Here is a 21,931-nt window from a genome sequence, read left to right as displayed (position 1 = left end):
CACTACGGCGGGTAGGTTGCGGCTTCGATCGACGTGGACCCTTCGTGCCCGACATCATCGACGCCGCAGTGCGATTCAGCCCAAACGAAGGGTCCCGATCATGACCGAAGACCGATCCTCCGGCCGAACACGCTGGGGCACACCGATTTCCTTCGTGCTATACCGAACGCCCGAAGCCTGGCGGCACGCCATCTACCTCCGCGACCCCACCAGCGCATGGACGAAAGTTCCACGTGCGCTGGGTGACCGCCGATAAACCTGACTGGTGGACCGCGGAAGTCATAGATCTGGGGGCTCTGCCCGACGACGAGAACGACGGCCAGCGAGCCGACCCGTAAGCGGCATGAGTGTGCGCTGCAGTCACCTGAAGCCAGCAGTCACTGCCTCGGTGGTGGTCGGTGCGCCACGTCGCGATCGACGACATTCCGACCTGGACAGACCCTAGTCCGATGGCTTGAGGGTCGTCCGATATTGGTCGAGTAGACGGAAGAACGCATCCATCGCGGTCTCGGTGTCGTTGAGATTGTGCTCGATGGCCGAGGCCCATCCCAGCGCCATACCCCACCCGAATTCGGTGTGCAGCCAACGAGAGAACGGCCCGACCGGGCCCAGTGCGAACTCTTCTGGCACAGAATGCAGTTCGAGCGCGACTCCGTAGCCGCTCAGAAGCACCATTAGTTCCTGCAGCGATTCACCACGCGCCCACATGCCTGGCCTGGGTCGAATGTTGTGATCGATAAGTTCGTACACATCGCGGCAATCGGCCACATGCTTGACCGAAGAGTTCATCGCGGACCGGTCTGGGCCATACACCAATTGCGGAGAATCCTGTCTGATCACAGACCTACTCCATCACAGACGACCTTGTCTGCCACCACTCGGGAGCGCACAGGTATCAGCATCACACTGTTTGAGTGTCGGTGGCGCAGTGCAGAATCCGGGCATGAGCTACGACCTGGTCATCTGGGAAGACGAGCCGCCATGCTGCGAGGTCAGTCTCTTCAAGACGCTCAATGCGATGAGCGATGCTTCCGAACAGCGCTGTCTCCGTGGGGAGGCGGATGAGCCGCCCACCGCGAAGATCGCGGATTTCGTGCAGGCGCTGCTGCGGCGCTGGCCCGATTGTGGAGAGGAGGGCAGCGTCTGGTCTTGCAGCGGGACAGGGCACATTGACGGTCGGTCGCTGAATGTCAGAACCCAGTGGGACACCGCGGCTGAGGTTTCGGCGTTCGTTGCCGGGCTGGCAAAAGTGCATGGGCTCAATTGCTACGACCCGCAGCAGGGTCGCCTGCGCCCGTAGCCGTATGCCGACCGACGATCGAGCTGAGCGCGGCTGGCCTGGGCACGGTCGGGTGCCCACAATTTCTGGGAGAGAATCATTCGGTGGCCGACATAGACGCACTCCCTGGTGGTCGATCTGATCATCGGTTTTTCCAGTCTGTGCCTTGCTCGCTCGGTCGACAGCGACAACCACCCCGGAGACTGGTTCATGGGCCATCGCCCCGTGCCGGGAAGCCCGCTCCTGTGTTGGGCCAGCTACGGCGCGGACCTCGGTGCCGCGATCGATGGCCTGTAGGTCAGTTGGCAACGGCAGCCCGTTGGTGTTTCGGTCCTGTCGTGTGGCGTCCGCCAGCCTCAGATCGGCTGGAACGGTACAGGACTAGGAGTGCGATCACTCAACCGTCGCGTCGTTAGGGCGCTATGCCCATCGCCCACAGCGCCGCTCCGGGTTCGGGCATCGCGACGGTGAGGGTGCGACCGCTGGCCAGGCTCATACGCAGTGACGGACCGCGTTTCGGAGTGAGGAACCACCCTTGCTTCCCTCTCCAGAGAACGGCGTCGCTCAACCACGCCGTCGATGGCAGGTGCACAGCCTCGGCGTGGTTGATGTTCGCGCGGGCGACCCTGACACGGGGGAGGCCAAGGGGGCCCAGGCTCACCATCAGACCCGCCGGACCCGCAGCGACGCGCTGACTTATGGTGGCCACCGACAGGGCAAAATTGATGACCACGGTGACAGCCAGCAGAGTGGTTCCGATACTGGGATGGGGTGGCACAAGAAGGGGCCAGACCGTGGCAGCGAGAATCAGGGCGTTGAACCAGAACATCTTCCAGTTGGTGACGCGGCAGGTGTACACCGTCGCGGTGGGCATTACATCAACTCCTCGATCAGGCCGTGTATCTCGGCCTTGCTGTAACCATTCACCCGTGCCACATCGATCAACTGCCGCACCGCTTGCTCCACCGGCGCCGAGGTACGCGCGGTCGCGGTGACCCGAACCCCACGCCCGCGGCGGAAATCCACCACCAACTCCTCCCGGAGGCGCCGATACGCGGCCAGGACCGTATTACGGTCCACGCCCAATGCCTCTGCCAATTCCTTTGCGGGCGGCAACTGTTCGTTGACCGTCAACTCTCCGGTGGAGACAGCACGCCGGACGCACGCGGCGATCTGCTCTTGCAGCGACACCCGGGAAGACTGATCGATATGCCAAAACATGGTGCCAATGAAACTAGCACCATAACTGCAAACCCCGCGCAGCGAACGGCATTTCAGATTTGGGGGTGCTCGGTCATCAGCAGGCGCATGTGTTCCGCAGCCTCAGATCGCTACGGCCAGTTGATCTTCCACCGTATCGCGCTGGCCGATTCGGTCAGCATGGTGTGCGGCTAGTAAGGAGGGTGCGTTCGAGGAGACCTATCCTGGTGCTAGCCCTGTGAATGTACCGGTTCTGCTCAGCTCGCAGTTCACGTCTCCGTGACACATCATGTGCAGGTGGATCTAGATCAAATCAGCACGCAGGCCGAGCAGTTGGCGTCGCGATTCGGAGTGCTGACTCCGCAGGTCGAGCCGGGCAGGACGCCAGACTGGTGTGTTGATGGTGTGCTTCCCCGCATCAGGAAGAGGCGGCCGGTTCTCGTCATCGGGCCTGCATTCGAGTCCCTCTCGCCAATGGAACAACAAGGCGTGCTCGCGGAGGCGATGCTCAGCGTGGATCTCCAATGGGCTGGCCGATACAAGCCCTTGATTGCCGTCGTGCTTTTGGTGTTGGTGCCTTACCTGGCGCTGAGCGTGTTTGCGGCCGAAGCGATTATGTCTCGCATGGCGTCCTGGCAGTGGGGACTGCTGGGCCTGACGGCATACATAGTGGGCCTGGTCCTGACGCGGGTCGTGTGGGCTCGACACATCATCTATGCTCTCGATCGCAGGATGATTGAGGCGTTCGGACGTGACGTGGTCGACGTGATGTTCGACCTCGATGATCGCAGCCGAGCCCGGGCACGGGGCGTGCTCGGGGTTCTCATGAAGTGTGGAATGCCCGACAAGGCTCGACGAGCTAAGCGCCTTGGCGCGGATCAGTGAGAATTCACCGAATTCGGCATATGGTGCGTCATCGGAACCGAGTTGATCGCTGCCCGTTGATCTTTCGACGAGCCGGGTGGCCACTTCGAACCGCGCGCCACGCGGCATTTCAGTGCGTTGGGCTACCAGTCATCAAACGCCAATCACTCGGTGTGTCGGTGCGAACCGGTGCGGGTCGGCTCCCTCTTGTGAGCTTCTAAAGGATGTCGCCTTGGCCGGGCCCGCCTGCGATCATGTCGTCATGTCAGAGGACATGCAGACGGAATGGCCCGAGGATCGGAAATGGACGGCGGGAACGATTCTGCTGAAGAGTCGAACGGTGAGCGCGAGCGAAATCTCGGCTCGGCTGGGGATCACGCCGGACAGACAGTTCGAGCGAGGCAGCCTGATGAGTCCACGAAATCCGGCGAGCGCCCGACGTAAGAACAGCGTGTGGGCGCTGACGAGTGGCCTCGCCAACGACAACGATCTCACCGACCATGTCCAGGCACTGATCGGTCTGGTTGACGGGTGTCGTGACGAGTTGGCGAGACTGTCCGCCAACTGCGAACTGACGTTGTCTCTGGGCTTCGGCAGCGAGAACGGACAGGGTGGCTGCGTGCTGCCTGCGGATCTTCTCGCCGACGTCGCTGCGTTGGGACTCGACCTCGCGCTCGACCTTTATCCGCCCCGGGCACCGGAATTCGGATGAGAACGATGTTCCGGCGGCTGCCATCCCGATCATCATCCGGCACCTCTCCGCGGCAGTACCGATGTCGATCGAAAGGTTATGCGGACCTGTGGTCGGATGCGTCGCGCTGGCCGCTCGGTCAGCGCGTGCGGAAATCATCAGCGATGATGCCGGACATGACAGACCCCGCGCCTGGACCGAACTTTCCCCCGTGCGAATTGTGCGGAGGTCGCCAGGTCGGCAACCTCAGTTTGAAGTCCGACCACAGCATCGGATTGCATCCTGCACGCCGCACCTATTACGGCTCGCCGCTATCGCCTCTGACGGCGGTCGTTTGCCTGCAGTGCGGGTACACCAAACTCTTCGCCCAGCGAGTCGACAAGCTCCAGGCCGAGGTCGAGAAACATCCTGACTGGTTTACCAATTGATTCACAGGCGCTCCGAGCTGGACGCATTCAATCGGGGCTATGGCACTGCCGCCGGGCTCAGAGCTTCCTCGCCGGGACGGGCGGGTGCTTCAGCGATGGTGAGCGGGAAGCAGGAGATGGCGTCGGCGCGGTTGGCTTCGCTGGGGATGCCGAGGTTCACGTACATGCCGACGATGCCTCTGCGCTGGTATCGAACACGCCGAGCTACTCGCAGCACATCGTTCATGGCCGATAAGCCCAGCATCTCCGCGACGCGGCGGTCGGTTCTGTAGATGATGCGCCGCTTCCAGGCGATCCCTATGACGCAGAGGCTTGCCAGCCAGAGCGTTTCGGCGAGCCAGTACATCTCGCGGGGCATCATCACGAGGTTGACGAGAAAACCGGTGTAGGTGAAAGCGAACGGATGACCGTGGAAATGCCCGGTGACGTTGAGAGGTACGAAGGTCAGGAGCGTGAACAGTACTGTGGCGCCGAGGTACTTGAACAAGGCGGTACGGATGAGATGTGACCGCACGGTCCAATGTGCGAGTTGAGCATCCTGCTCGGCCGGTGAGAATTCCTCGAAGGTCGGGGTGATGACGATAACCTCCCGCAGGAACACCGTGTAGGCCAGGACACCTTCGGGCAGCCAGCATTTCGGCGGAAGCCGAAGGAACTCCACCTTCGGCGCCCGTAAGCCGAGTTGCACTGCCAGCTCGCTGGCTCGGGTCCTGAATCGATCTTGAATCACTGTTGCATAGTCGACCAATCGGTCTTCTTTTGCTAGCCGAGGCTGCGGCTCCAATCCTCAACTCGGCTAGTTACCGTGCATTTGCTGTAGGTCGAACGGCCTTCAGCCCGTTGATCTTCGGGATGACTGGCCGGCAGGGTCGGTCAGCGCGACAGATTCAGAAGTTCGCCGGTGTCATTCGAGGAAGTTCGCGATTGCCGCCAGCCACGCGTCGGGTTGGTCGAATTGGGTCATATGGCCGGCATCGTCGAGGACTACCGCCAGGGCGTTGGGCATCTGGGCTGCGGCCTGCTGGGCCAGCGTTGCGGGGAAGACCATGTCGTGCTGGCCGTGCAAGAGAAGAATTGGGATTTCCGTCCGGATCAACACCGCGACCGCGTCCTCGAGGCGCGCCGAGGGCAGAACTCCTGCGTGGCGCGCTCGATCCCACTCGCACGAAAACCTTATGCCGCGTAGGCGTTCGAGGAGTTCGGGCACCGCCTCGACCCGCCACACGGTGGCGCGGGCACCAGCGAACGCCGCAGTACGTACCCGCCCCGGTCCACTCAGCGCCGGATCGGACCATACTGCCGCCTCCGAAGCGAGCAGTGCGTCCCTGTCCGCCCAGCCGTCGTAGGCGTTGGCGGGCACCGGGACGATGCTGCTGGACGCGATGATCATTCGCCGGATCCGTTGCGGGACAGCGGCGGCCAGGCGCTGTGCCAGTAGGCCACCGTAGGAGAAGCCGAGCACGTCTGTCGTGGTGATTGCCAGGCTGTCCAGGATGCTCAGCAGGTCAGCAACGACCGCGTCAGGACGGTAGCGGTCGAGCGGCAGTCCACCGGTGGAGCGGCCACAGCCTCGAAGGTCAGGCAGCAGAAGCCATTTCGAGTCTGCAAGACTCTCTAGTGGCTGGCGCAGATAGCTGTGATCCCAATCAGGCCCGCCGTGGATCACCAGCAATGGTGAGTGGGCAACGCTCCCAGCGCAGGCGGTGTACAGGTCGACCTCGCCTAGCGTTCGATGCTCAGTCCACACATCGCACACCTCCCAGGTCCACGATATTCGGCAGTACGGTGCACTGCCGAAGGCCGAGCTATATTCAGTCCGTTGATCTTTCGGGGTGCCGGGCTGGCCGATTCACTCAGCGCGGCACGCGGCAGTCCTGTGTGTTCGCTTGTCCGGACACCCCAGTCGCCCCGAGGTGCCCGCGTTCAATGCGATGAGCCCGAGCTGTTGAAGGGCCAGGGCGGAATCGGACCGTTGTCGACCACCACGTTCTCGTACCGCATTCCCAGGATCGGATTGTCCGTGCTGCACCAGCGCTCACGGTCATACGAGCAGCGCTCCTTGTGCGAACCACAGTTGCCACCGACGGCCGTGGTCAGATGTGGGGGAAGGTAGGCACGGGCTATTTGCTGTTTTCCGTGACCGCAGTCGAAGATCACGTCCATGCGGTAGGTGTCGTCAGTTTCGTTGCGGCACCAGCGATCAGTGCACGAGACCCAGGGAGCCAGCACCACCGGATTACCCGCGACGGCCTGCGGTGCGGCGACACTGACGGCAATGGCGAACAACGAGCTGGTGGCGCTCAACAGGGCTGTCAATCGGTGCGGCATACGGCTAGAAGCTACAAGCCGTCCTGGATAGGGCGCTATCGGGCAGATGCCCCAATTCGATTCGGGCAGTAGCCCGTTGTCCATCGCGGCTGCACCACGGCCCTTTCCTCCGAATCGATCCGTCCGCGCGCAACGCGGCATTTCCTTACGTTCGGAGGTGGTCAGCGAGCTGTGCCGGTTGGAAATGCCGCGGCCGGTCCTTCGTAAGCCAGACGGCCCGTCAAGCAGTGGGGCCAGCGGCAAGTTCTGCTGCCTTCTCTACCTTGGCCCGATGGCGCAGCCACCAGGCACAGTCGGCACTGGGCATGTTGTCGTTGCCGTTGACCAATCCTGCGACGCCGTCGATGAGTTCGCGGATGATGTCGGCGTGCCCGGCGTGCCGGTGGGTTTCGGCGATCACATGCACCAGGATCCCGTGCAGCGTGACTGCCCGGTGCTCCTCGCTCCACCACGGGACCAAGCCCTGTGCGGTCAGATCCAGGGCCTCGATCGTGGCGTCCGAATGCGCCCAGGACCGACGATAGAACCCGATGATTTCCCCACGTGACTGCTCCGCGGTGGCCCACATGTCGGCCGTCGGATCAGCGTCGAAATCGTACTGGGAGAGGGGTTCGTCGTAGGGGCGAGCGAACGTGTCGCCGAAGTAGCCGAACTCGACCCCGCCCAGATGCTTGACCAAACCGAGTAGATTTGTGCCGGTCGGAGTCATCGGACGACGAATGTCGTACTCGGACAAACCATCCAGCTTCCACAGCACGGCTTCGCGGGCCGAGCGCAGGTATCGATGCACATCCGCTTTAGGGTCGGAGACAGTCACGCACAACACCCTGCCAGCCCTCCGAATCTAGCGAGCGATTTCGTTCGTAGCCAACGGAATTCCTTCGACATGAACAGTTGGCTGTCCAGCCCGGCGCGGGCAGCGACTCCGCGCGCATCGGCAGAAGAGTGCTTCTGGAAATGCTGACAGCCCACCGGTTTGGACATCCGACCTACGCGCGCCACGGCGGCAACGCAACGGCGCAACGATTCCTCGAAACCCTCGTGCCACCGACCCCAGCTGCTGATGTACAACGAACCCTCGCTCTTGCCTTCGACTGACCAATGTTGTTTCTGCTCTACGGTGTTCAGCATGACGTCTCGATCCATATGTCCACTGGTGAGTACTTCCAGGACCGCGTCGAACACCGATTGAGCTTGGTCGTCTCCCGTAAGGCCGCGAACGTCGAACTGCATGTCCACATTGCTCGTCATCGAAGGGACGTTAGCGCCGGTCACCGACACCCGCACTCGACGATCACCATTCAAGCTCGTTCATCAGCAATATGGTGCGTTCGGCCGGCGCCAGATCGGCTCGGCCCGTTGACCTTCGCCCCGCCAGCGCGGGCCGGTCCGGTCGGCGCGACACGCGGCATGTCGGGACGTCGTGAGTGTGACCGGAGCATTCTTGGCGAGATACGACCTGTCTCAGAGCCTTCGGTATTCCTCGATGTACACACCGTGGACCGGGCGGTCGTCGCGAGCATCGAGGTGGGTCAGAGTGCCATCTACGAACTGTTCCCAAGCTTCGGTCGCCTGTGCGGTCGAAAGACCGAGGGTGAAGATCGCCATGAGAGCCAGATCGGGATTGCCGGTGGGCTCGATGATCGCGGTCAGTGTCAGAAGCGAGTGATTGTAGGGTCCAGTCGTTCGCTCGAAGCGCGGCGACCATGTGACACCAGGAAGGTTCAACGCCAGGATTCGTGCCTCGACGTCCGAAGGAGAGGCTGTGGGGTTGAGCGTAACGGCATAGCTGGCCTGGGCTCTGAACATACGGCTCCCAGTCGATACAGTTCATTGAATACCTCTGGTATTCAACAGGATCCCCCGAGCGCTTGTCGTTCGAGGGGTTCCTCCACTGCCCATACACAAGCAGCGCGTACGTTGCGTCCGCCGGTCCGAACCGCGCGACTCGCGGCAGTAGAGGATGTTCGGCGCGACCTTGACGTGCAGTAGCTCAGTTGGTCATCGCTGCGGCCAGTTCGGCGCACAGGCCCGCGAGTTCGGAGGAACGGATCCGGGGCGCATTCGGTGAATCGGCGTTGTGCCATGCCACCTCTCGTGCCGTTGCGACGGGCCGGGTGAAGATGTGCTGGTGGAGGTGGACCCCCGCAACGCTCAATCCCGCGACGAAGGTGAAGACGTGGGCGGGTTCGAGAACCTGCCGTAGGGCGCTGATCGATGAGCGGACAGTGCGGGCGAAGGCAAAGGTCTCCGTGTCGTCCAGTTGATCGAGTGTCGCGACGTGGCGTCGAGGCTCGACGAACAGATACCCCGGCCGGACCCAGTCTTCCCGCGCTGGACGATGAGTCACCACCACGAGCTCATCCGCGTGTACCACCGGGCTCACCAATGGCCCGGCCCCGTTGTGTTTGTCGCAGATCACGCACCCCCGCATACAGGTGACGATATAGCTCAGCCGACAGCAGTGCTCAGCCGCAGAACGATCTTCGACGAAGTGTGAGCGCCCCGCTGCATAGCTCCACGCGGCATTCGCGGATGCGATGAGCTGCAAGAAAATTCGTCAGCTGACAACAATGACCGTATGACTCCGACGCCGGACCGACATTCAGGCTGGGTCGTGGCTCCGACCTCGGTGCGACACCCCGAAGCTGCTGCTCTGCTGCGGGACTACTACGTCGAGGTCGCCGATCGCTATCGCCTGCTACATCTGGGACGCCGATCGACAGTGGCCGAACTGGACCGAGAGCTCACTGCCGACCCTGCTGACGACTTGGTCCCACCCCGCGGCCTGTTCATTCTCGGCCGATTCAACGGCGATCCGGTCGCATGCGTGGGTCTGCGCGCACTTGGCCACGATGTCATCGAATTGACCCGGGTGTTTGTTCGACGGCGATGGCGTGGAATCGGTGGTGGACGACACCTGCTGACCGCTGCGGAAACCGCCGCCACCGCCCTCGGTGCGACAAGGGTTGTGCTCGATACCCGACTGGATTTGGTCGAGGCCCGAGCCCTGTACCGCCGCAACGGCTATGTGGAGATCCCGGCGTACAACACCAGCGACTATGCCGAGGTCTGGTACGGCAAGTCGTTGAGTTGCCCCTGAGCCCAGGTCCGCAACACGGCAAGAGCGCGCGTCGGGAAGCTGCTGTCGGCCAACCGGTTTGGGTGGTCGACCAACGCGCGGGTTGCGGCATTACAGGACGATTGGCGTATCGGCACGGCGAGCCTACTGTCGGGCTGAGCGCTAGGAGACTATCGCGCGACCGTGAGTGATGTCGTAGCTGGCTCCTATACTGCAGCAGCACAGCACAATCCGTGTTCTCCAGAGGTTCTTTTGTCAGAGTCTGATGTCCTGGTACCCGCATCCGCTGCGTTGCTGGGACTGAGATAATCTGAGCCCGTTGATCTTCGGCTGCGCCGCGTGGCCGGTTCGAAGAGCGCGCCACGCGGCATGTGAGGATGATCGACGATTGGGTGTCCACAGCTGGATGATCCAGCATCGCAGGTTCGCGGCTGGTCACATACCCGGCACTATTCAGGATGTGGGGAAGTTCCAGCCCAGATCCTGGAAGAGCTTCATACCCGGAATGCAAATCGCCTGACTAGGCCAATTCGGGTCCCTGACGCATCCGAAGAGTTCGTTGAGTACCGCGCTACCGGATGAAGTGCTGCCGTTGGCGACTGTGGTCGCGGGGGCCTGGGAGAGCTCGAGTGGAGCCGCTGCGGCGGCGGGGACTGCGATCACCCCCATGATGGCGGTGGCGAAGAGAGCAGCGCTGAAAGGACGTCGCATATAACAACCCATCGTGTCCATGAACGGCAGTGGCGAACCTGCCTACCAATATTCTGAAACATTGACATTTAATCATTGGATCTCCACGATCGGACTGCATTTCAGCCATCTCTCCAGCTCAAATGCGTGGCCTCGCCGAGGGATTCGGCCGACAGCCGCGGAACGGTGGAACACAGCGCGGCTGCCGATGGGCCAGCGAATCCGTCTGTCGCGCATCGCATTCCCGCCGATCTCGGGTGAGACCACGCGGCAACGATCAACCCGTCATCGCGCCGCGTCGGCCGCGGCGTTGCGTTCGACCGCCATGTAGGCGCCATGACCTGTCGAGCCCGGAGCGTATGCCGATCGGCGACCTGAACGCTCATCGGCATATGGCATCGCTGATACCGAGATAATCGCCCGTTGATCTTCCGCGGACCCGCACCGACAGCTTCGGCTTGCGCGGGTCGCGGCATGAGCGGATGTCTGATATTGAGATATGTTTGCTCTTGGCGTATGAGGTGAGTTGTGAACGAGCAGCAGTCGGCCATCGTCGGGACGATCGAGGCTACCTTCGAAGGGGTGATTGGTGCTGGGCTGCGGCGTACCGCGGTCTCTGGCGCTACCGATGCTGAGATCGATGGTTTTGCCGCGGAGCAGGGTGTCACCGATGTTCCGGTAGCGGTACGTGCGGTTCTCCGACTGATCGGGTCTGAGTCCGGATTGTGGTGGGCGGGTACGCATTTCGGAGTGAAGTATATTTTCGGGGAGCATAAGCAGTACGCGATAGACACTCTCGATACCGTGGAGCACGAGTTGAGGTGCCCGGAGGGGCTGCTTGTGTTGAGCTCACACCAGAGTTACGAGTACGTCGTAATCGATGGCGCAGACCTGCATCTCGATGATCCGCCGGTGTGGGAGGTAGTCGAGCACGAACATGCCCATCGGTTTTGGGATCGGGTATCGGGTTGGTTCGCCGCGACCGCACCCGACATCGACGGGTATCGCGATGACGCGGAATGTTATGCCGAAATGGGTTTCGAGCATCCATGGAGATTCGACATCGATCCAGATCCGCGCGGATCCTGATCTCCTTCGTCGGCTCGTATCCAAGCAATCCGTGCGCTGTAAAACGCAACATTTGCTGCGCTGTAATCGGCATGAGCGGATGTGGGCAGGGCTGGATCGATCGAGCCGGCCGGCAACCCCACCCCCTCGAGCCTGCCAAGATCTTGACGCAAGACACAGTGATGGGTTGTCGCAACACCATCGACCTACATGGACGGCACCGTACTCGTCGAGCAGCCGGCCGGTGCGGGCTGGCCCGCCATGCGGTCGTCGATCCAGCGCAGGGCTGCGGGCGTCCCGGTGATCGCGAGGCTGACGTGGTCGCTCAATTGGTCTCGTACATAGGTGATTTGGGCCCCCGCCGCACACCACTGTGCCACCGCCTGATCGCTCACCGCGATGTCGACGATTTCGTCGTGCACGGCGTGATAGTGGAGCATCGGCGTGGTCGGTACTACCGGGCCGAAGTCGAGATCGGCGAATAAGGGCTGTACCTCGTCGAGCAGTTGCGAGAAGGGGATCGTCAGGTAGTCGTCCATGCGCAGGAACGGATGCTGGCCCACGTTCGGCGTCGCGCATTTGCTGTCACCCGCGGCCATCAGGGCCTGCCCGGCGGGCGTCAGATACTTGTCGAAAACGGCCGCCAGACGCGGATCGGCGCGCATCATGCCGGGTAGGATCGCCGGCATGAAACCGGAGAACGGACCGGAATCCAGCTCCTTCAGATAGCTGCCGAAGTCCGTTCGCCAACCACCGAGGACGGCCCCGACCAGGCGTAGTTCGGGCGCGTAGATCGGTTGCATCTGCGCGGCCGAACTGGTGCCGAGCGATCCGCCGGAGTAGCCCAGCGCGGCGACCGGAGTATCGGTGCCGGGCAGGCCGAGTGGCTCGAAACGCTCGGCTGCGCGCACTCCGTCGAGTGTGAGGTAGCCCGGCTGTCTCGCGGCGATCAGCGTCCCCTTCGGCCCCTCCCAGTCGGGGATGGAAATCGCATGACCCGTCGATAGCATCTGCTCGATCGGTATGAGATCCAGGCTGGAGTCGTACTTGTTGTCCACCGGCGCTCCCTGCCGCAGCACGAACGAGGGAGCGCACTGTGGAGCCGAGGCGTCTTCGGCGGCCTGATAGGAGATCAGACCTTTGACCTGCCCGTTTCGCGGGCGCAGCACCGTCGTCACGGTCGCCATGGGGTTCCCGTCGACATCGGTCGTTCGATACAGCAGCTGCCAGGCGTCGGCGTCCTGCGCCTGCGGTCCCATCGAGGCCACCTCGACAGGTCGCGAATTCAGAATGGTGCCCGGAGCCTGCGAGTCCCACCCGGCGGGCGGGGTGTAGAACGGGTCGCTCTGCGGAGTCAGCACCGGATCGGCACTGCCGACCGCCGTCGGTGTTCCGGCCAAGTACAACACGGCCGAAGCCGCGATCAGGGCCGAGCGCAGCTGGCTGCGCTTGATCGCCGAACTCGTTGCGCCACAGCTGGATACGGCAGTGTCTACCACTTGACTTCCCTCCCCGGAGGGGGCGACTCCCTAGGCCCCCAAGATGGCAGTCACGGTACCTTCTCAAACTGGAACCGGTGTCAGAAACGGCGGCAAAGATCGCTCGGCTGGTGTCCTGTTCGAACCATATGGCGTCCCCGGGCCGCGTACGTTCCGGGACGTCGGCCGCCTTACTTATTGATCAACCGAGGTACCGAGCCAGCCTTTTCGACGAGCGATCAGCGGCAGATTAGTACGTTCCGACAGCTAATCGGCGAGCTCGATGAACGGGAATGTAGCCCGAAACCGTTGCAGAACATCAGGTCTGAGTCGTAGAGCTTCGAGAGCCGACACCCCGCTGACAGGTGGATCGTAGACCTCGACCCCACGTTGGAAGGCTATACCGTACAGCGCGGCATCCTCCTGCTGCGAAGGCTCAAACGACGGAGTGAACCCCAGAATGTCGAACAGCTCGGAGAGATCTCCATCGAAGCTGACCAGCTCGAACATGTACTGCGGGATATCGTCCATCTCATTGCTGACGATGACGTGCTCACACCATGCCCGCAGCTCGGCTGTATCGATGGATTGATCGAACAAGCAGCTGATGACGAACCCGATTGTGTCGCAGTCCTCGTGTGTCAGCCCGGTCACCGCTGTGGCCACAGATCATCCCCTCATAAGAGCCGGCAAGATCACCCTACGAGGCGGTGTCACCGGCCGCAGTTACCGTACGACCATGACCTCCGAGTACACGTGGAGCCCACCGACCCGCTGGCTGACGAAAGCCGAACCGTTTCAAGGGATCACGCCGCACCGACCAGTTCCGATTGCCGAGGATGCGCCGGGACAACTCGATGAACTACTCGGTCGATTCCGACACGAACTCCAGGGAATTCTGACCAATACCCGTGAGCGAGGTCGAGAGGAGATAGGAACAGCAGGACTCGCCTATCTGGAGACAGGGTCTGGATCGCCTTTGGGCGCGGCCGCTATCGCCATAATCATCGAACATGGTCCCAGCGTCTGCTGCAGCTCGGGGCATTACGGCCACTACCGTGCAGAGCTCGCACCCATGCTCATCGACGGATGGGTTGTAAGGCATGGGCTTTCATTAGCGATTGAGACTTTCGCGCAGATGGGCAGACTCGCTGTCGAGACCTCCCGTCCGCCCGGCGGAGCGGTCGGATGGACGCCCTGGAATCCATACGGGCGGATCGACTGGTACGAAACCGTGGAGTTTCACGCGGACGATTTCGCCTGGTGGATGTACCACGGTGGAGACCTGGCCCGGTTGCGGGCACATCTGGCTGCCGCCTCGGATTCGGAGTATGTCGCGGCCGCGGACCAGGTGGCGACGATGCGCGCAACGGGATCCATTCGCGCTCGGCTGATTTCGTCCTATCTGCTTCCGCAGAGGCAGGACTGGGTGGAAGCCGATCTGGCGGATCCGATGACCGTGGGCCTGTCGCGTGAACTGACCAGGTTGCTCGTCCCGGCCGCTACGACGGCAGCACAGTTGGACCGCATCGCCCAGCTGACGGGCGGGGCCCCGCTCGATTCAATTCTGTTCGGCAAGGCACATCTGTACAACATGGTGTGCCAGGTTGGCCCGACGTCGGCTCCCGCAGTCGCCGCATTGCTCGATTCCTGCCGAACCGTCAAGGACAGACAGTTCGTCGCCGGAATCCTCGCCCAGCTCCCTTCGGACGAGGCGTACCGAGCGCTGCTGGAGCGCTCGGATCAACCGGGTGTCGCGACCGCACTGGCCAAGGCCGACAAGCGGTGCCCGCGCCGCGCAACGCGATTCAGCGAATCTCCATGACGTCCACGGGTGGGACCATCGCATGGAAGTGCACACGGCATTCGGTGTGTGTGGACGTCCAGGGTTCATCCCCTCTCCGGCCACACGGCACGATAGGGGTCGCATCCGTACGCGAGGAGACCGTGAATGTCCGCAGTGCCCGAAGTCAGTCCGCCTATTCATGTGGGAAGCCATGCCGCGGGGCCGGTCCGGGCCGCGGTGGTGGTTGGTGCGCTCGGGGTGGTGTTCGGGGATATCGGTACCAGCCCGATCTACACCATTCAGACGGTGTTCAACCCGAGTGATCCGCATCCCGTGCCTATCAGTACCGATAATGTGTATGGCGTTGTGTCGCTGATCTTTTGGTCGGTGATGATCATTGTGACGCTGACCTATATCACGCTGGTTATGCGGACCGACAATGATGGTGAGGGCGGGATCATGGCCCTGATCACGCTATTGCGCAGGCTGGCGGGGAAACGGGATTTGCGGGCCGCGGGGGTGTTGGCCGGAGTCGGGATCTTCGGTGCGGCACTGTTCTTCGGTGATGGGATGATCACCCCGGCGATCTCGGTGCTGTCCGCGGTCGAGGGTTTGAAAATCGTGTCGCCGGGGTTCGACGATTTGATCATTCCGATCACGGTGGTGATCATCGTCGGATTGTTCTCGGTGCAGCATCGGGGCACGGCGGCGGTGGGGCGGCTGTTCGGGCCGGTGATGATCGCCTGGTTCACGACGATCGGGGTGCTGGGGGTCAGCGGTATCGCGCGGCATCCGGAGATTCTGAAGGCGCTGTCGCCGACCTATGCGCTGGGTTTCATGTTCGGGCACTTCGGGATCGCGTTCTTCGCGCTGGCGGCGATCGTGCTGGCGGTGACCGGGGCCGAGGCGCTGTACGCCGATATGGGCCATTTCGGTCGCAAGGCGATTACGCGCGGCTGGCTGGGGCTGGTGCTGCCCGCGTGCGCGTTGAGTTATCTCGGACAGGGTGCGCTGATTCTCGGTGACGAGAGTGCCGTGGGCAGCCCATTCTTCCTGCTCGCTCCGGGGTGGGCTCGGCTCCCGCTGGTGCTGCTGGCGACCGCTGCGACGGTGATCGCCTCGCAGGCGGTGATCACCGGGGCGTTCTCGGTGGCTTCGCAGGCCGCGCAATTGGGTTATCTGCCGCGCTTGCGGGTGGAGCACACCTCCGAGTCGACCATCGGGCAGATCTACGTTCCGCTGATCAATCGGATTCTGATGGTCGCGGTGCTCACGCTGGTGTTCACCTTCCAGAGTTCGGCCGCGCTGGCGTTCGCGTTCGGTATGGCTGTGACAGCGACGATTTCGATCACCACGCTGCTGTTCTTCTATGTCGCCCGGGTCAAATGGCATACGCCGCTGTGGCTGGTGCTGCTCGGCGCGATTCCGCTCTTGGGGATCGACGCGTTGTTCGTGGCCGCGAATCTCACCAAACTGGTGCACGGGGCGTGGCTGCCGCTGCTGATCGGTCTCACCGCGTTCACCGTGATGATCACCTGGGCGCGCGGGCGCGTAATCGTCACCGCCGCAAGGGAAAAGGTCGAGGGTCCGCTGCGGGAATTCGTCGACGAATTGCAGCAGCGCCGCCCGCCGCTGGTGCGGGTGCCCGGCACCGCGGTATTCCTCAATCGCGGCAGTGAGACCACGCCGCTCGCCATGCGCGCCAATGTCGAACACAACCAGGTGCTGCATCAGCACGTGGTCGTGCTGTCGATCGATACGCTGCCCGTACCCCGGGTGCCGGACGAACACCGCACCGAAATCGACGCCCTCGGCTACGCCGACGACGGAATCATCCACGTGCTCGCGCATTACGGATACATGGAGCGCCCCAACGTCCCACACGCGTTGCGCCTGCTCGATCCCGCCCGCACCGAAGGTCACCTCGACATCGACGGCGCGTCCTATTTCCTGTCGAAGATCGAACTGAAGAAGGGGAAGGCGCACACGATGGCCCGCTGGCGCAAAACCCTGTTCATCGCCACGTCCTACATCACCACCGACGCCGCCGCCTATTTCGGTCTGCCCGGTCAGCGGACGGTGATCATGGGGGCGCAGGTCGAGGTGTAGTCACCGCGAATCAGCCTCGCTGTCATCGGATGTCAGCGGATTGACAGTGGCGTGCGCCAGCGTGGGATGCGGTGGCGATGGGTCACCGATCCGAATGGTGCAGGGAGAGTTCGATGTCCGATGTGAGTCGCGATCTGGTGGGTAAGGTCGCTCTGGTGGTGGGTGGGACCCGGAATCAGGGTGCGGCCTTCGCCGAGAATGTCGCCGCACGCGGGGCCACGACCGTGATCACCTATCTCGGCGACGAGCATGCGGCGGAGCGAACGGTGAAGCGGCTGGCGGAGTTCGGGGTGAGCGCGGAGGCGGTGCGCTCGGATGCCACCGTGTCGGCGGATGTCGACGCGCTGTTCGAGAAGGTTGTCGCCGAGCACGGGAAGTTGGATATCGTGATCCACACCCCGGGCGCGGTGATCAAGAAGGCGCTGGTGGATTTCACCGACGCGGATTTCGATCATCTGATCAACCGCAATACCCGCAGCGCCTTCAACACCTTGCGCGCGTCGGCGCGTCATCTCGCGGATAATGGCCGCTACGTGGTGCTTTCGACGACGTTGACCGCGATCATGACCGGTGCCTACGGGCTGTATTCCGGTTCCAAGGCGGCGGTCGAGCGCATGGTGCTGGCCGCGTCGAAGGAATTGGGGGAGCGCGGTATCACCGTCAACGCGGTCGCGCCCGGACCCATCGACGACGACTTCTACCGGGGCGCGGAAACACCCGAATCCATCGAGGCGGCAACGCATCACAGTCCGCGCGGACGGCTCGGCATCCCGGCGGATATCGCCCCGGTCGTCGGCTGGCTGGTGGGTGACGGCGCGGCGTGGGTGTCGGGTCAGACGATTCGCGCCAACGGCGCCATGTTCTGACTTCCGTCCGCCCGGCAGCCGATGAGCAGTGCGCGCAGCTCGTCGAACGAGAGCGCGTGGCCGGTGCTCAGCGCCCGGTTGAAGGCGGCGGTGTCGAGTTGCGCACGTGCGGTTTCGATGATTCGCCGTGGCCCCGGTCTGCGATGCGGGCCGGGATGCAGCCGATCGTGGGCGGCGATGATCGTCACCGCGAGCTCGAGATCGCCATCGGCCAGTGCGACCGATGCGTATCCGACGGCGATCCCGAACAGCAGTGGCGGATTGCCGCCGATCATCTGCCGCTCCAGTTCGAAAGCGGTCGTCAATTCGGTGCGGGCGCGGTGCCGGTCACCGTTGTCGACCAGGGCCAGGGCGTACGCGACGCGACCCCAGATCTCGACGGAGATCGCGATGCCCTCGACCGGGCGATTGGACAGCGGGTGATACCGCGTCAGCGGGTCCAGCGCATCGCGGAAGAGTTCGACGGCCGCGCCGAGTTCACCGCGGCGGCAGGCAATTTCGGCCTCCACCACGCCGAGCCAGGTTCGCGTGAACGCGGATACGGTGGCGTCGAGCCGGACGCGCGCGGCGGCGGTCTCGGCCGCGGCAGCGGTGACATCGCCGTGCCAGACCCGTAGCTGGCCGAGCCAGGCGCGCACTCCGACCACCTCATCGGTGCCGAGCCAGGTGCGGGTCAACTCGGCCGCCTCGGTCAGCAGGGGCACCGCGGCCGGTAGCCCGAGGGTGCCGGTGCGATATTTGGCGAGGATCAGCAGTGCGCGGACCAGTCCCCGCGGTTCGCCGATCGTGCGCAGCTCGGCCAGTGCGCGCTCCAGATCGCTTACGGCCGTGTCGGATTGGGTGCCCGCGAGTGTTTCGAGGCCGCGCCGGAGACGTGCGTTGGCGGCGAGCCAGGGATCCGTGGATCGAACGGCGTCGTTCAGCGGGGCGAGGTCGCCGTCCCGGCCGCGGCGCACCGCGAGCATCAGCACGAAGGCCGGATTGGGTTGGCGCTGTTCGGTTGTCGCGGTCCGCACGAGCCGATCGAGGTCGCCGTGGTCATCGGTCGGGCCCCACCACAGGATGTCGTAGTGCGCCGGTAGCAGGTCCGCGTAAGCGCACGCCAGATAGTCGGCCGCTGATCCGGGCGGGGGTGGTCCGGTCAGGGCGAGCACCTGCGCGCGCCAGTGCGCCGATTCCGCGCGAAAGCCGCGCAGGGACCAGTACCAGACCAGGCTGCCGCACAGTCGCAGTGACAGGTCGATATCGGCGGTGCGTACCGCCCACCCCAGGGCGGCAACGCAATTGTCGTGTTCGATGGTCAGCCGGTTGACCCATTCGCACTGGCGGGTGGTGCGCAGTGCGGGTTCGGCCCCTTCGACCAGTGCGAGTACGTAGTGTGCGTGTGCTCGTTCGAGGGCGGCGCGTTCGCCGGTGGCCGTGAGTTCTGCCGCGGTATAGGCGCGGATCGTTTCCAGCATGCGGTAGCGGGCACCGTCGAATTCGATGAGCGATTTGTCCACCAGTGCGGCGAGTGTGCCGAGATCGGCCCCGCACACCCGCTCGATCGCGTCGAGGGTGGCGCCGCCCGCGAAAACCGAGAATCTGCAGGCCAATTCACGCTCGGTGTCGTCGAGTAGTCGCCAGCTCCAGTCCACGACGGCGTGCAGCGTCCGATGGCGGTCCGCTTCGGTGCGATATCCATTGGTGAGCAACAGGAATCGGTCGTCGAGGCGTTCGAGGATCGCACCGGGGGATAGGGTGCGGATGCGCGCCGCGGCGAGTTCGATGGCCAGCGGCAAACCGTCGAGCCTGCGCACGATACCGCCGACTGCTTCGCGATTCTCCTCGGTGAGAGCGAATTTCGGCTGCACCGCCCGTGCGCGGTCGATGAACAGTTGTACCGCAGCCGGTGCCGCCGCGTGCTGTCCCGTGGGTAGTGCCAGCGATGTCACCGGGTAGAGCTGCTCGCCCGCGATGCCGAGCGGCTCACGGCTGGTCGCCAGGATCGTCAGCGTGGGGCAACGGCGTAGCACGGCATCGACGAGTTGTGCCGTCGCGGCGGTGAGGTGCTCGCAATTGTCGATGATCAGCAGCAGGCGTTTGCCGATCAGCACCGAGCAGAGCTGGGCGATCGGATCGGGTTCGGCCGCATCGCGATTCGCCGGAACGGCGAGGGCTGCCAGTACCGCGTTGCCCACCAGGCTCGGATTGTGCACCCCGGCGAGTTCGATCAGCTGCGCCCCGTGCGAGAAGCGGGCCGCGACCCGGGTCGCGATTTCCTCTGCGAGCCTGGTCTTTCCCGCCCCGCCGGGACCGACCAGGGTGATCAGTGCGTTCGAGGTCAGCATGCGGTCGAGCCGGGCGATATCGTCATCGCGGCCGACGAAGCTGGTGCGGCGGATCCGGAGCTGCGCGGAGCCCTGCGCGGCGGCCGGTTGGACAGGCGCGGAATGGATTTCGCGCAGTACGTCGGTCAGTGCCCGCCCGGGGTCCGCGGCCAGTTCACTGTCCAGCAGATGTCGGGTGCGCTCATAGGCGCGCATTGCCTCGGCCGGACGCCCGGCCGCCGCCAGTGCGCGAACGAGACAGGCGGCCAGCGTTTCTCGGTAGGGATGCGCGGCGGTCTCCTGGGTCAATTGCTGAATCAACTCCCCGGCACGGCCCAGACTCAGATACGCCTGTGCCCGGGTCTCGATCGCCGTGAGTCGCTGTTCGATCAGCGCCGCGGTGGCGGATTCGAAAACCGTGAAGGCCGAAAGATCGGACAGCGCCGTTCCACGCCACAGTCCCAGCGCCGAATCGAGCAGTGCGGCAGCGTGTTCGGCGCGGTCGTGCTCGAGCTGCCAGGTTCCCTCGGCCGCCAGGCGGGTGAACAGCGCGGCGTCGACGGCATCGGCGGGGAGCGTCAGGATGTATCCGGCGGTGCGAGTCTCGATGGCGTGCATCGGCGCGATCACCGCGCGCAATCGTTTGACGAGCGACTGCAGCGCGTTCACCGATCCGGCCGGTGGGTGTTCGCCCCAGATGCCGTCGATGAGCCTGCCGGTGGAGACCACCCGGCCGGGTTCGAGTGCCAGCATCGCGAGCAACGCGCGCACGCGCGGACCACCGACGGGCACCGTTACCTCATCCGCGGAGACGATAGCGAGCGGCCCGAGAAGGGCTACACGCATGAATTCTTCCTGTCCACGGCCGGCATTCCACTGTTGTACCAGCTGCGGGCTGTCGTCGCAGTCGAGGTCTCACAGCGAGCTGACAGGCGATGACAGCGGTTCGCCAGCGCGGGGATGAACACTGCCGGTCATGAGCTACGACAATCTCACCGGGCGGATCGCCGTCGTCACCGGAGCGGCGAGCGGGATGGGCGAAGCCACCGCTCGCGTATTGGCGCGATCGGGCGTGCGGGTCGCACTGCTGGCGCGGCGGGCCGATCGGTTGGCCGAGTTGGCGGCGAAGATCGCCGCGGATGGTGGCGTCGCGACCGTGGTCACCACGGACGTCACCGCCGCGAACGCGGTAGCGGCCGCGGCGGATCGGGTGCATGAGGTATTCGGTCCGGCGAGTCTGGTCGTGAATGTCGCCGGGCTCATGCTGCCCAATCCGATTCTGGCCGGGCGCGATGATGAGTGGGCGCGCATGGTCGACACCAATATCAGCGGTGTGCTGCGGGTGATTCGGGCCTTCGCGCCGGATCTCGTCGCCGCGGCGGATGCCGGGGATGCGGCGGATCTGGTGAACGTCTCCTCGATCGCGGCGCACGTCGCCTTCCCCGATTACGCGGTCTACGGCGCGACGAAGGCGGCGATCACCCAATTGTCCGCGATGTTGCGTACCGAGTTGGGGCCGCGGCGAGTTCGCGTCACCAATATCGAGCCGGGTCTCACCGATACCGAGTTGGGCAGTCATATCGACAATCCCGAGCTCACCGATCAGCTTGGCGAAATGTTTACCGCCATAGCGGCATTGAGCGCGGATGATGTCGCCGATCTGATCGCGTACACGGTCAGCAGGCCCGCGCATGTCAACCTGCGCCAGGTTGTCGTGCTGCCGACGCAACAGGCGTGATCGGGCCGAGCCGGA

At 63.7% G+C, this 21,931-nt stretch carries 24 protein-coding genes; 10 read left to right on the top strand and 14 right to left on the bottom strand.

Translation table 11 applies throughout. The features are described from left to right. Positions 1–441: 441 nt before the first annotated feature. Positions 442–840 carry a hypothetical protein gene (locus ACFVUS_RS07155; RefSeq protein WP_387762284.1) on the bottom strand — a complete coding sequence of 133 codons (399 nt, stop codon included), beginning with the start codon at positions 838–840 and terminating at the stop codon, positions 442–444. 103 nt (positions 841–943) lie between these two features. Here ACFVUS_RS07155 and ACFVUS_RS07150 point away from each other — a divergent pair, with 103 nt between their 5' ends. Further along, positions 944–1,300: a hypothetical protein gene (locus ACFVUS_RS07150; RefSeq protein WP_387762283.1), complete on the top strand. Its 357-nt coding sequence runs from the start codon at positions 944–946 to the stop codon at positions 1,298–1,300. A 108-nt stretch (positions 1,301–1,408) separates the two neighbouring features. Next, complete coding sequence (locus ACFVUS_RS07145) at positions 1,409–1,576, top strand: hypothetical protein (protein WP_387762282.1); 168 nt, start codon at positions 1,409–1,411, stop codon at positions 1,574–1,576. Between the two features lie 115 nt (positions 1,577–1,691). Here the strand turns inward: ACFVUS_RS07145 and ACFVUS_RS07140 are convergent, their stop codons facing one another. Together ACFVUS_RS07140 and ACFVUS_RS07135 are read right to left on the bottom strand one after the other, a co-directional pair. Next, positions 1,692–2,153, bottom strand: a complete 462-nt coding sequence (locus tag ACFVUS_RS07140) for a hypothetical protein (protein ID WP_387762281.1) — start codon at positions 2,151–2,153, stop codon at positions 1,692–1,694. Then, positions 2,153–2,500, bottom strand: coding sequence for a GntR family transcriptional regulator (locus ACFVUS_RS07135; RefSeq protein WP_387762280.1), 348 nt, complete (start codon positions 2,498–2,500; stop codon positions 2,153–2,155). Before ACFVUS_RS07135 ends, ACFVUS_RS07140 begins: the two co-directional genes overlap by 1 nt. Positions 2,501–2,776: 276 nt before the next feature. Here ACFVUS_RS07135 and ACFVUS_RS07130 point away from each other — a divergent pair, with 276 nt between their 5' ends. Continuing rightward, entirely contained in the window at positions 2,777–3,364 is a 588-nt protein-coding gene (locus tag ACFVUS_RS07130) for a hypothetical protein (RefSeq protein WP_387762279.1), read from the top strand. Positions 3,365–3,605: 241 nt separating this feature from the next. Beyond that, entirely contained in the window at positions 3,606–4,055 is a 450-nt protein-coding gene (locus ACFVUS_RS07125; protein WP_387762278.1) for a DUF4279 domain-containing protein, read from the top strand. 444 nt (positions 4,056–4,499) lie between these two features. On the opposite strand, the gene ACFVUS_RS07120 is transcribed toward ACFVUS_RS07125, so the two are convergent. The 7 genes from ACFVUS_RS07120 to ACFVUS_RS07090 all read right to left on the bottom strand — a co-directional run bounded on the left by ACFVUS_RS07120 (position 4,500) and on the right by ACFVUS_RS07090 (position 9,341). Beyond that, positions 4,500–5,210 carry a hypothetical protein gene (locus tag ACFVUS_RS07120; RefSeq protein WP_387762277.1) on the bottom strand — a complete coding sequence of 237 codons (711 nt, stop codon included), beginning with the start codon at positions 5,208–5,210 and terminating at the stop codon, positions 4,500–4,502. 156 nt (positions 5,211–5,366) lie between these two features. Beyond that, positions 5,367–6,209: an alpha/beta fold hydrolase gene (locus tag ACFVUS_RS07115; RefSeq protein ID WP_387762276.1), complete on the bottom strand. Its 843-nt coding sequence runs from the start codon at positions 6,207–6,209 to the stop codon at positions 5,367–5,369. 176 nt (positions 6,210–6,385) lie between these two features. After that, a complete protein-coding gene (locus ACFVUS_RS07110) occupies positions 6,386–6,790 on the bottom strand; it encodes a hypothetical protein (protein WP_387762275.1) in 405 nt (134 codons plus the stop codon). 220 nt (positions 6,791–7,010) lie between these two features. Next, complete coding sequence (locus ACFVUS_RS07105; protein ID WP_387762274.1) at positions 7,011–7,607, bottom strand: DinB family protein; 597 nt, start codon at positions 7,605–7,607, stop codon at positions 7,011–7,013. Next, entirely contained in the window at positions 7,604–8,041 is a 438-nt protein-coding gene (locus ACFVUS_RS07100; RefSeq protein WP_387762273.1) for a hypothetical protein, read from the bottom strand. The genes ACFVUS_RS07105 and ACFVUS_RS07100 overlap by 4 nt, the downstream gene beginning before the upstream one ends. A 213-nt stretch (positions 8,042–8,254) precedes the next feature. Further along, the gene (locus ACFVUS_RS07095; RefSeq protein ID WP_387762272.1) at positions 8,255–8,599 is read right to left on the bottom strand and encodes a hypothetical protein; all 345 of its coding nucleotides are present in this window, start codon (positions 8,597–8,599) and stop codon (positions 8,255–8,257) included. 184 nt (positions 8,600–8,783) lie between these two features. Next, positions 8,784–9,341 carry an HIT family protein gene (locus ACFVUS_RS07090; RefSeq protein ID WP_387762271.1) on the bottom strand — a complete coding sequence of 186 codons (558 nt, stop codon included), beginning with the start codon at positions 9,339–9,341 and terminating at the stop codon, positions 8,784–8,786. Positions 9,342–9,371: 30 nt separating this feature from the next. Between ACFVUS_RS07090 and ACFVUS_RS07085 the strand changes: the two genes are divergently transcribed. Then, complete coding sequence (locus tag ACFVUS_RS07085) at positions 9,372–9,893, top strand: GNAT family N-acetyltransferase (RefSeq protein ID WP_387762270.1); 522 nt, start codon at positions 9,372–9,374, stop codon at positions 9,891–9,893. A gap of 432 nt (positions 9,894–10,325) precedes the next feature. On the opposite strand, the gene ACFVUS_RS07080 is transcribed toward ACFVUS_RS07085, so the two are convergent. After that, on the bottom strand, positions 10,326–10,583 hold the full coding sequence (locus ACFVUS_RS07080; protein ID WP_387762268.1) for a hypothetical protein: 258 nt from the start codon (positions 10,581–10,583) through the stop codon (positions 10,326–10,328). Positions 10,584–11,090: 507 nt separating this feature from the next. Between ACFVUS_RS07080 and ACFVUS_RS07075 the strand changes: the two genes are divergently transcribed. Continuing rightward, a complete protein-coding gene (locus ACFVUS_RS07075) occupies positions 11,091–11,651 on the top strand; it encodes a hypothetical protein (RefSeq protein ID WP_387762267.1) in 561 nt (186 codons plus the stop codon). A gap of 185 nt (positions 11,652–11,836) precedes the next feature. Here ACFVUS_RS07075 and ACFVUS_RS07070 read toward each other — a convergent pair whose 3' ends face one another. Continuing rightward, positions 11,837–13,129, bottom strand: coding sequence for a lipase family protein (locus ACFVUS_RS07070; RefSeq protein WP_387762266.1), 1,293 nt, complete (start codon positions 13,127–13,129; stop codon positions 11,837–11,839). 246 nt (positions 13,130–13,375) lie between these two features. Further along, complete coding sequence (locus ACFVUS_RS07065; RefSeq protein WP_387762264.1) at positions 13,376–13,774, bottom strand: hypothetical protein; 399 nt, start codon at positions 13,772–13,774, stop codon at positions 13,376–13,378. A 472-nt stretch (positions 13,775–14,246) separates the two neighbouring features. On the opposite strand from ACFVUS_RS07065, the gene ACFVUS_RS07060 reads away from it, so the two are divergent. From ACFVUS_RS07060 to ACFVUS_RS07050, 3 genes are all read left to right on the top strand, one after another. Then, positions 14,247–14,933, top strand: coding sequence for a hypothetical protein (locus ACFVUS_RS07060; protein WP_387762263.1), 687 nt, complete (start codon positions 14,247–14,249; stop codon positions 14,931–14,933). 126 nt (positions 14,934–15,059) lie between these two features. Further along, positions 15,060–17,003: a potassium transporter Kup gene (locus tag ACFVUS_RS07055; protein WP_387762261.1), complete on the top strand. Its 1,944-nt coding sequence runs from the start codon at positions 15,060–15,062 to the stop codon at positions 17,001–17,003. Positions 17,004–17,116: 113 nt separating this feature from the next. Next, the gene (locus ACFVUS_RS07050; RefSeq protein ID WP_387762260.1) at positions 17,117–17,869 is read left to right on the top strand and encodes an SDR family oxidoreductase; all 753 of its coding nucleotides are present in this window, start codon (positions 17,117–17,119) and stop codon (positions 17,867–17,869) included. On the opposite strand, the gene ACFVUS_RS07045 is transcribed toward ACFVUS_RS07050, so the two are convergent. Next, positions 17,836–21,024 (bottom strand): BTAD domain-containing putative transcriptional regulator, encoded by a 3,189-nt coding sequence (locus ACFVUS_RS07045; RefSeq protein ID WP_387762259.1) that lies wholly within the window; start codon positions 21,022–21,024, stop codon positions 17,836–17,838. The genes ACFVUS_RS07050 and ACFVUS_RS07045 overlap by 34 nt on opposite strands. A 130-nt stretch (positions 21,025–21,154) precedes the next feature. On the opposite strand from ACFVUS_RS07045, the gene ACFVUS_RS07040 reads away from it, so the two are divergent. Further along, a complete protein-coding gene (locus tag ACFVUS_RS07040) occupies positions 21,155–21,916 on the top strand; it encodes an SDR family oxidoreductase (protein ID WP_387762258.1) in 762 nt (253 codons plus the stop codon). The last annotated feature ends 15 nt before the right edge of the window (positions 21,917–21,931 follow it).

It is taken from the genome of Nocardia sp. NPDC058058, assembly GCF_042885355.1.
GTDB lineage: Bacteria > Actinomycetota > Actinomycetes > Mycobacteriales > Mycobacteriaceae > Nocardia.
The sequence above is the reverse complement of the archived record's forward strand: the minus strand, read 5'-3'. Positions and strand labels throughout refer to the sequence as shown.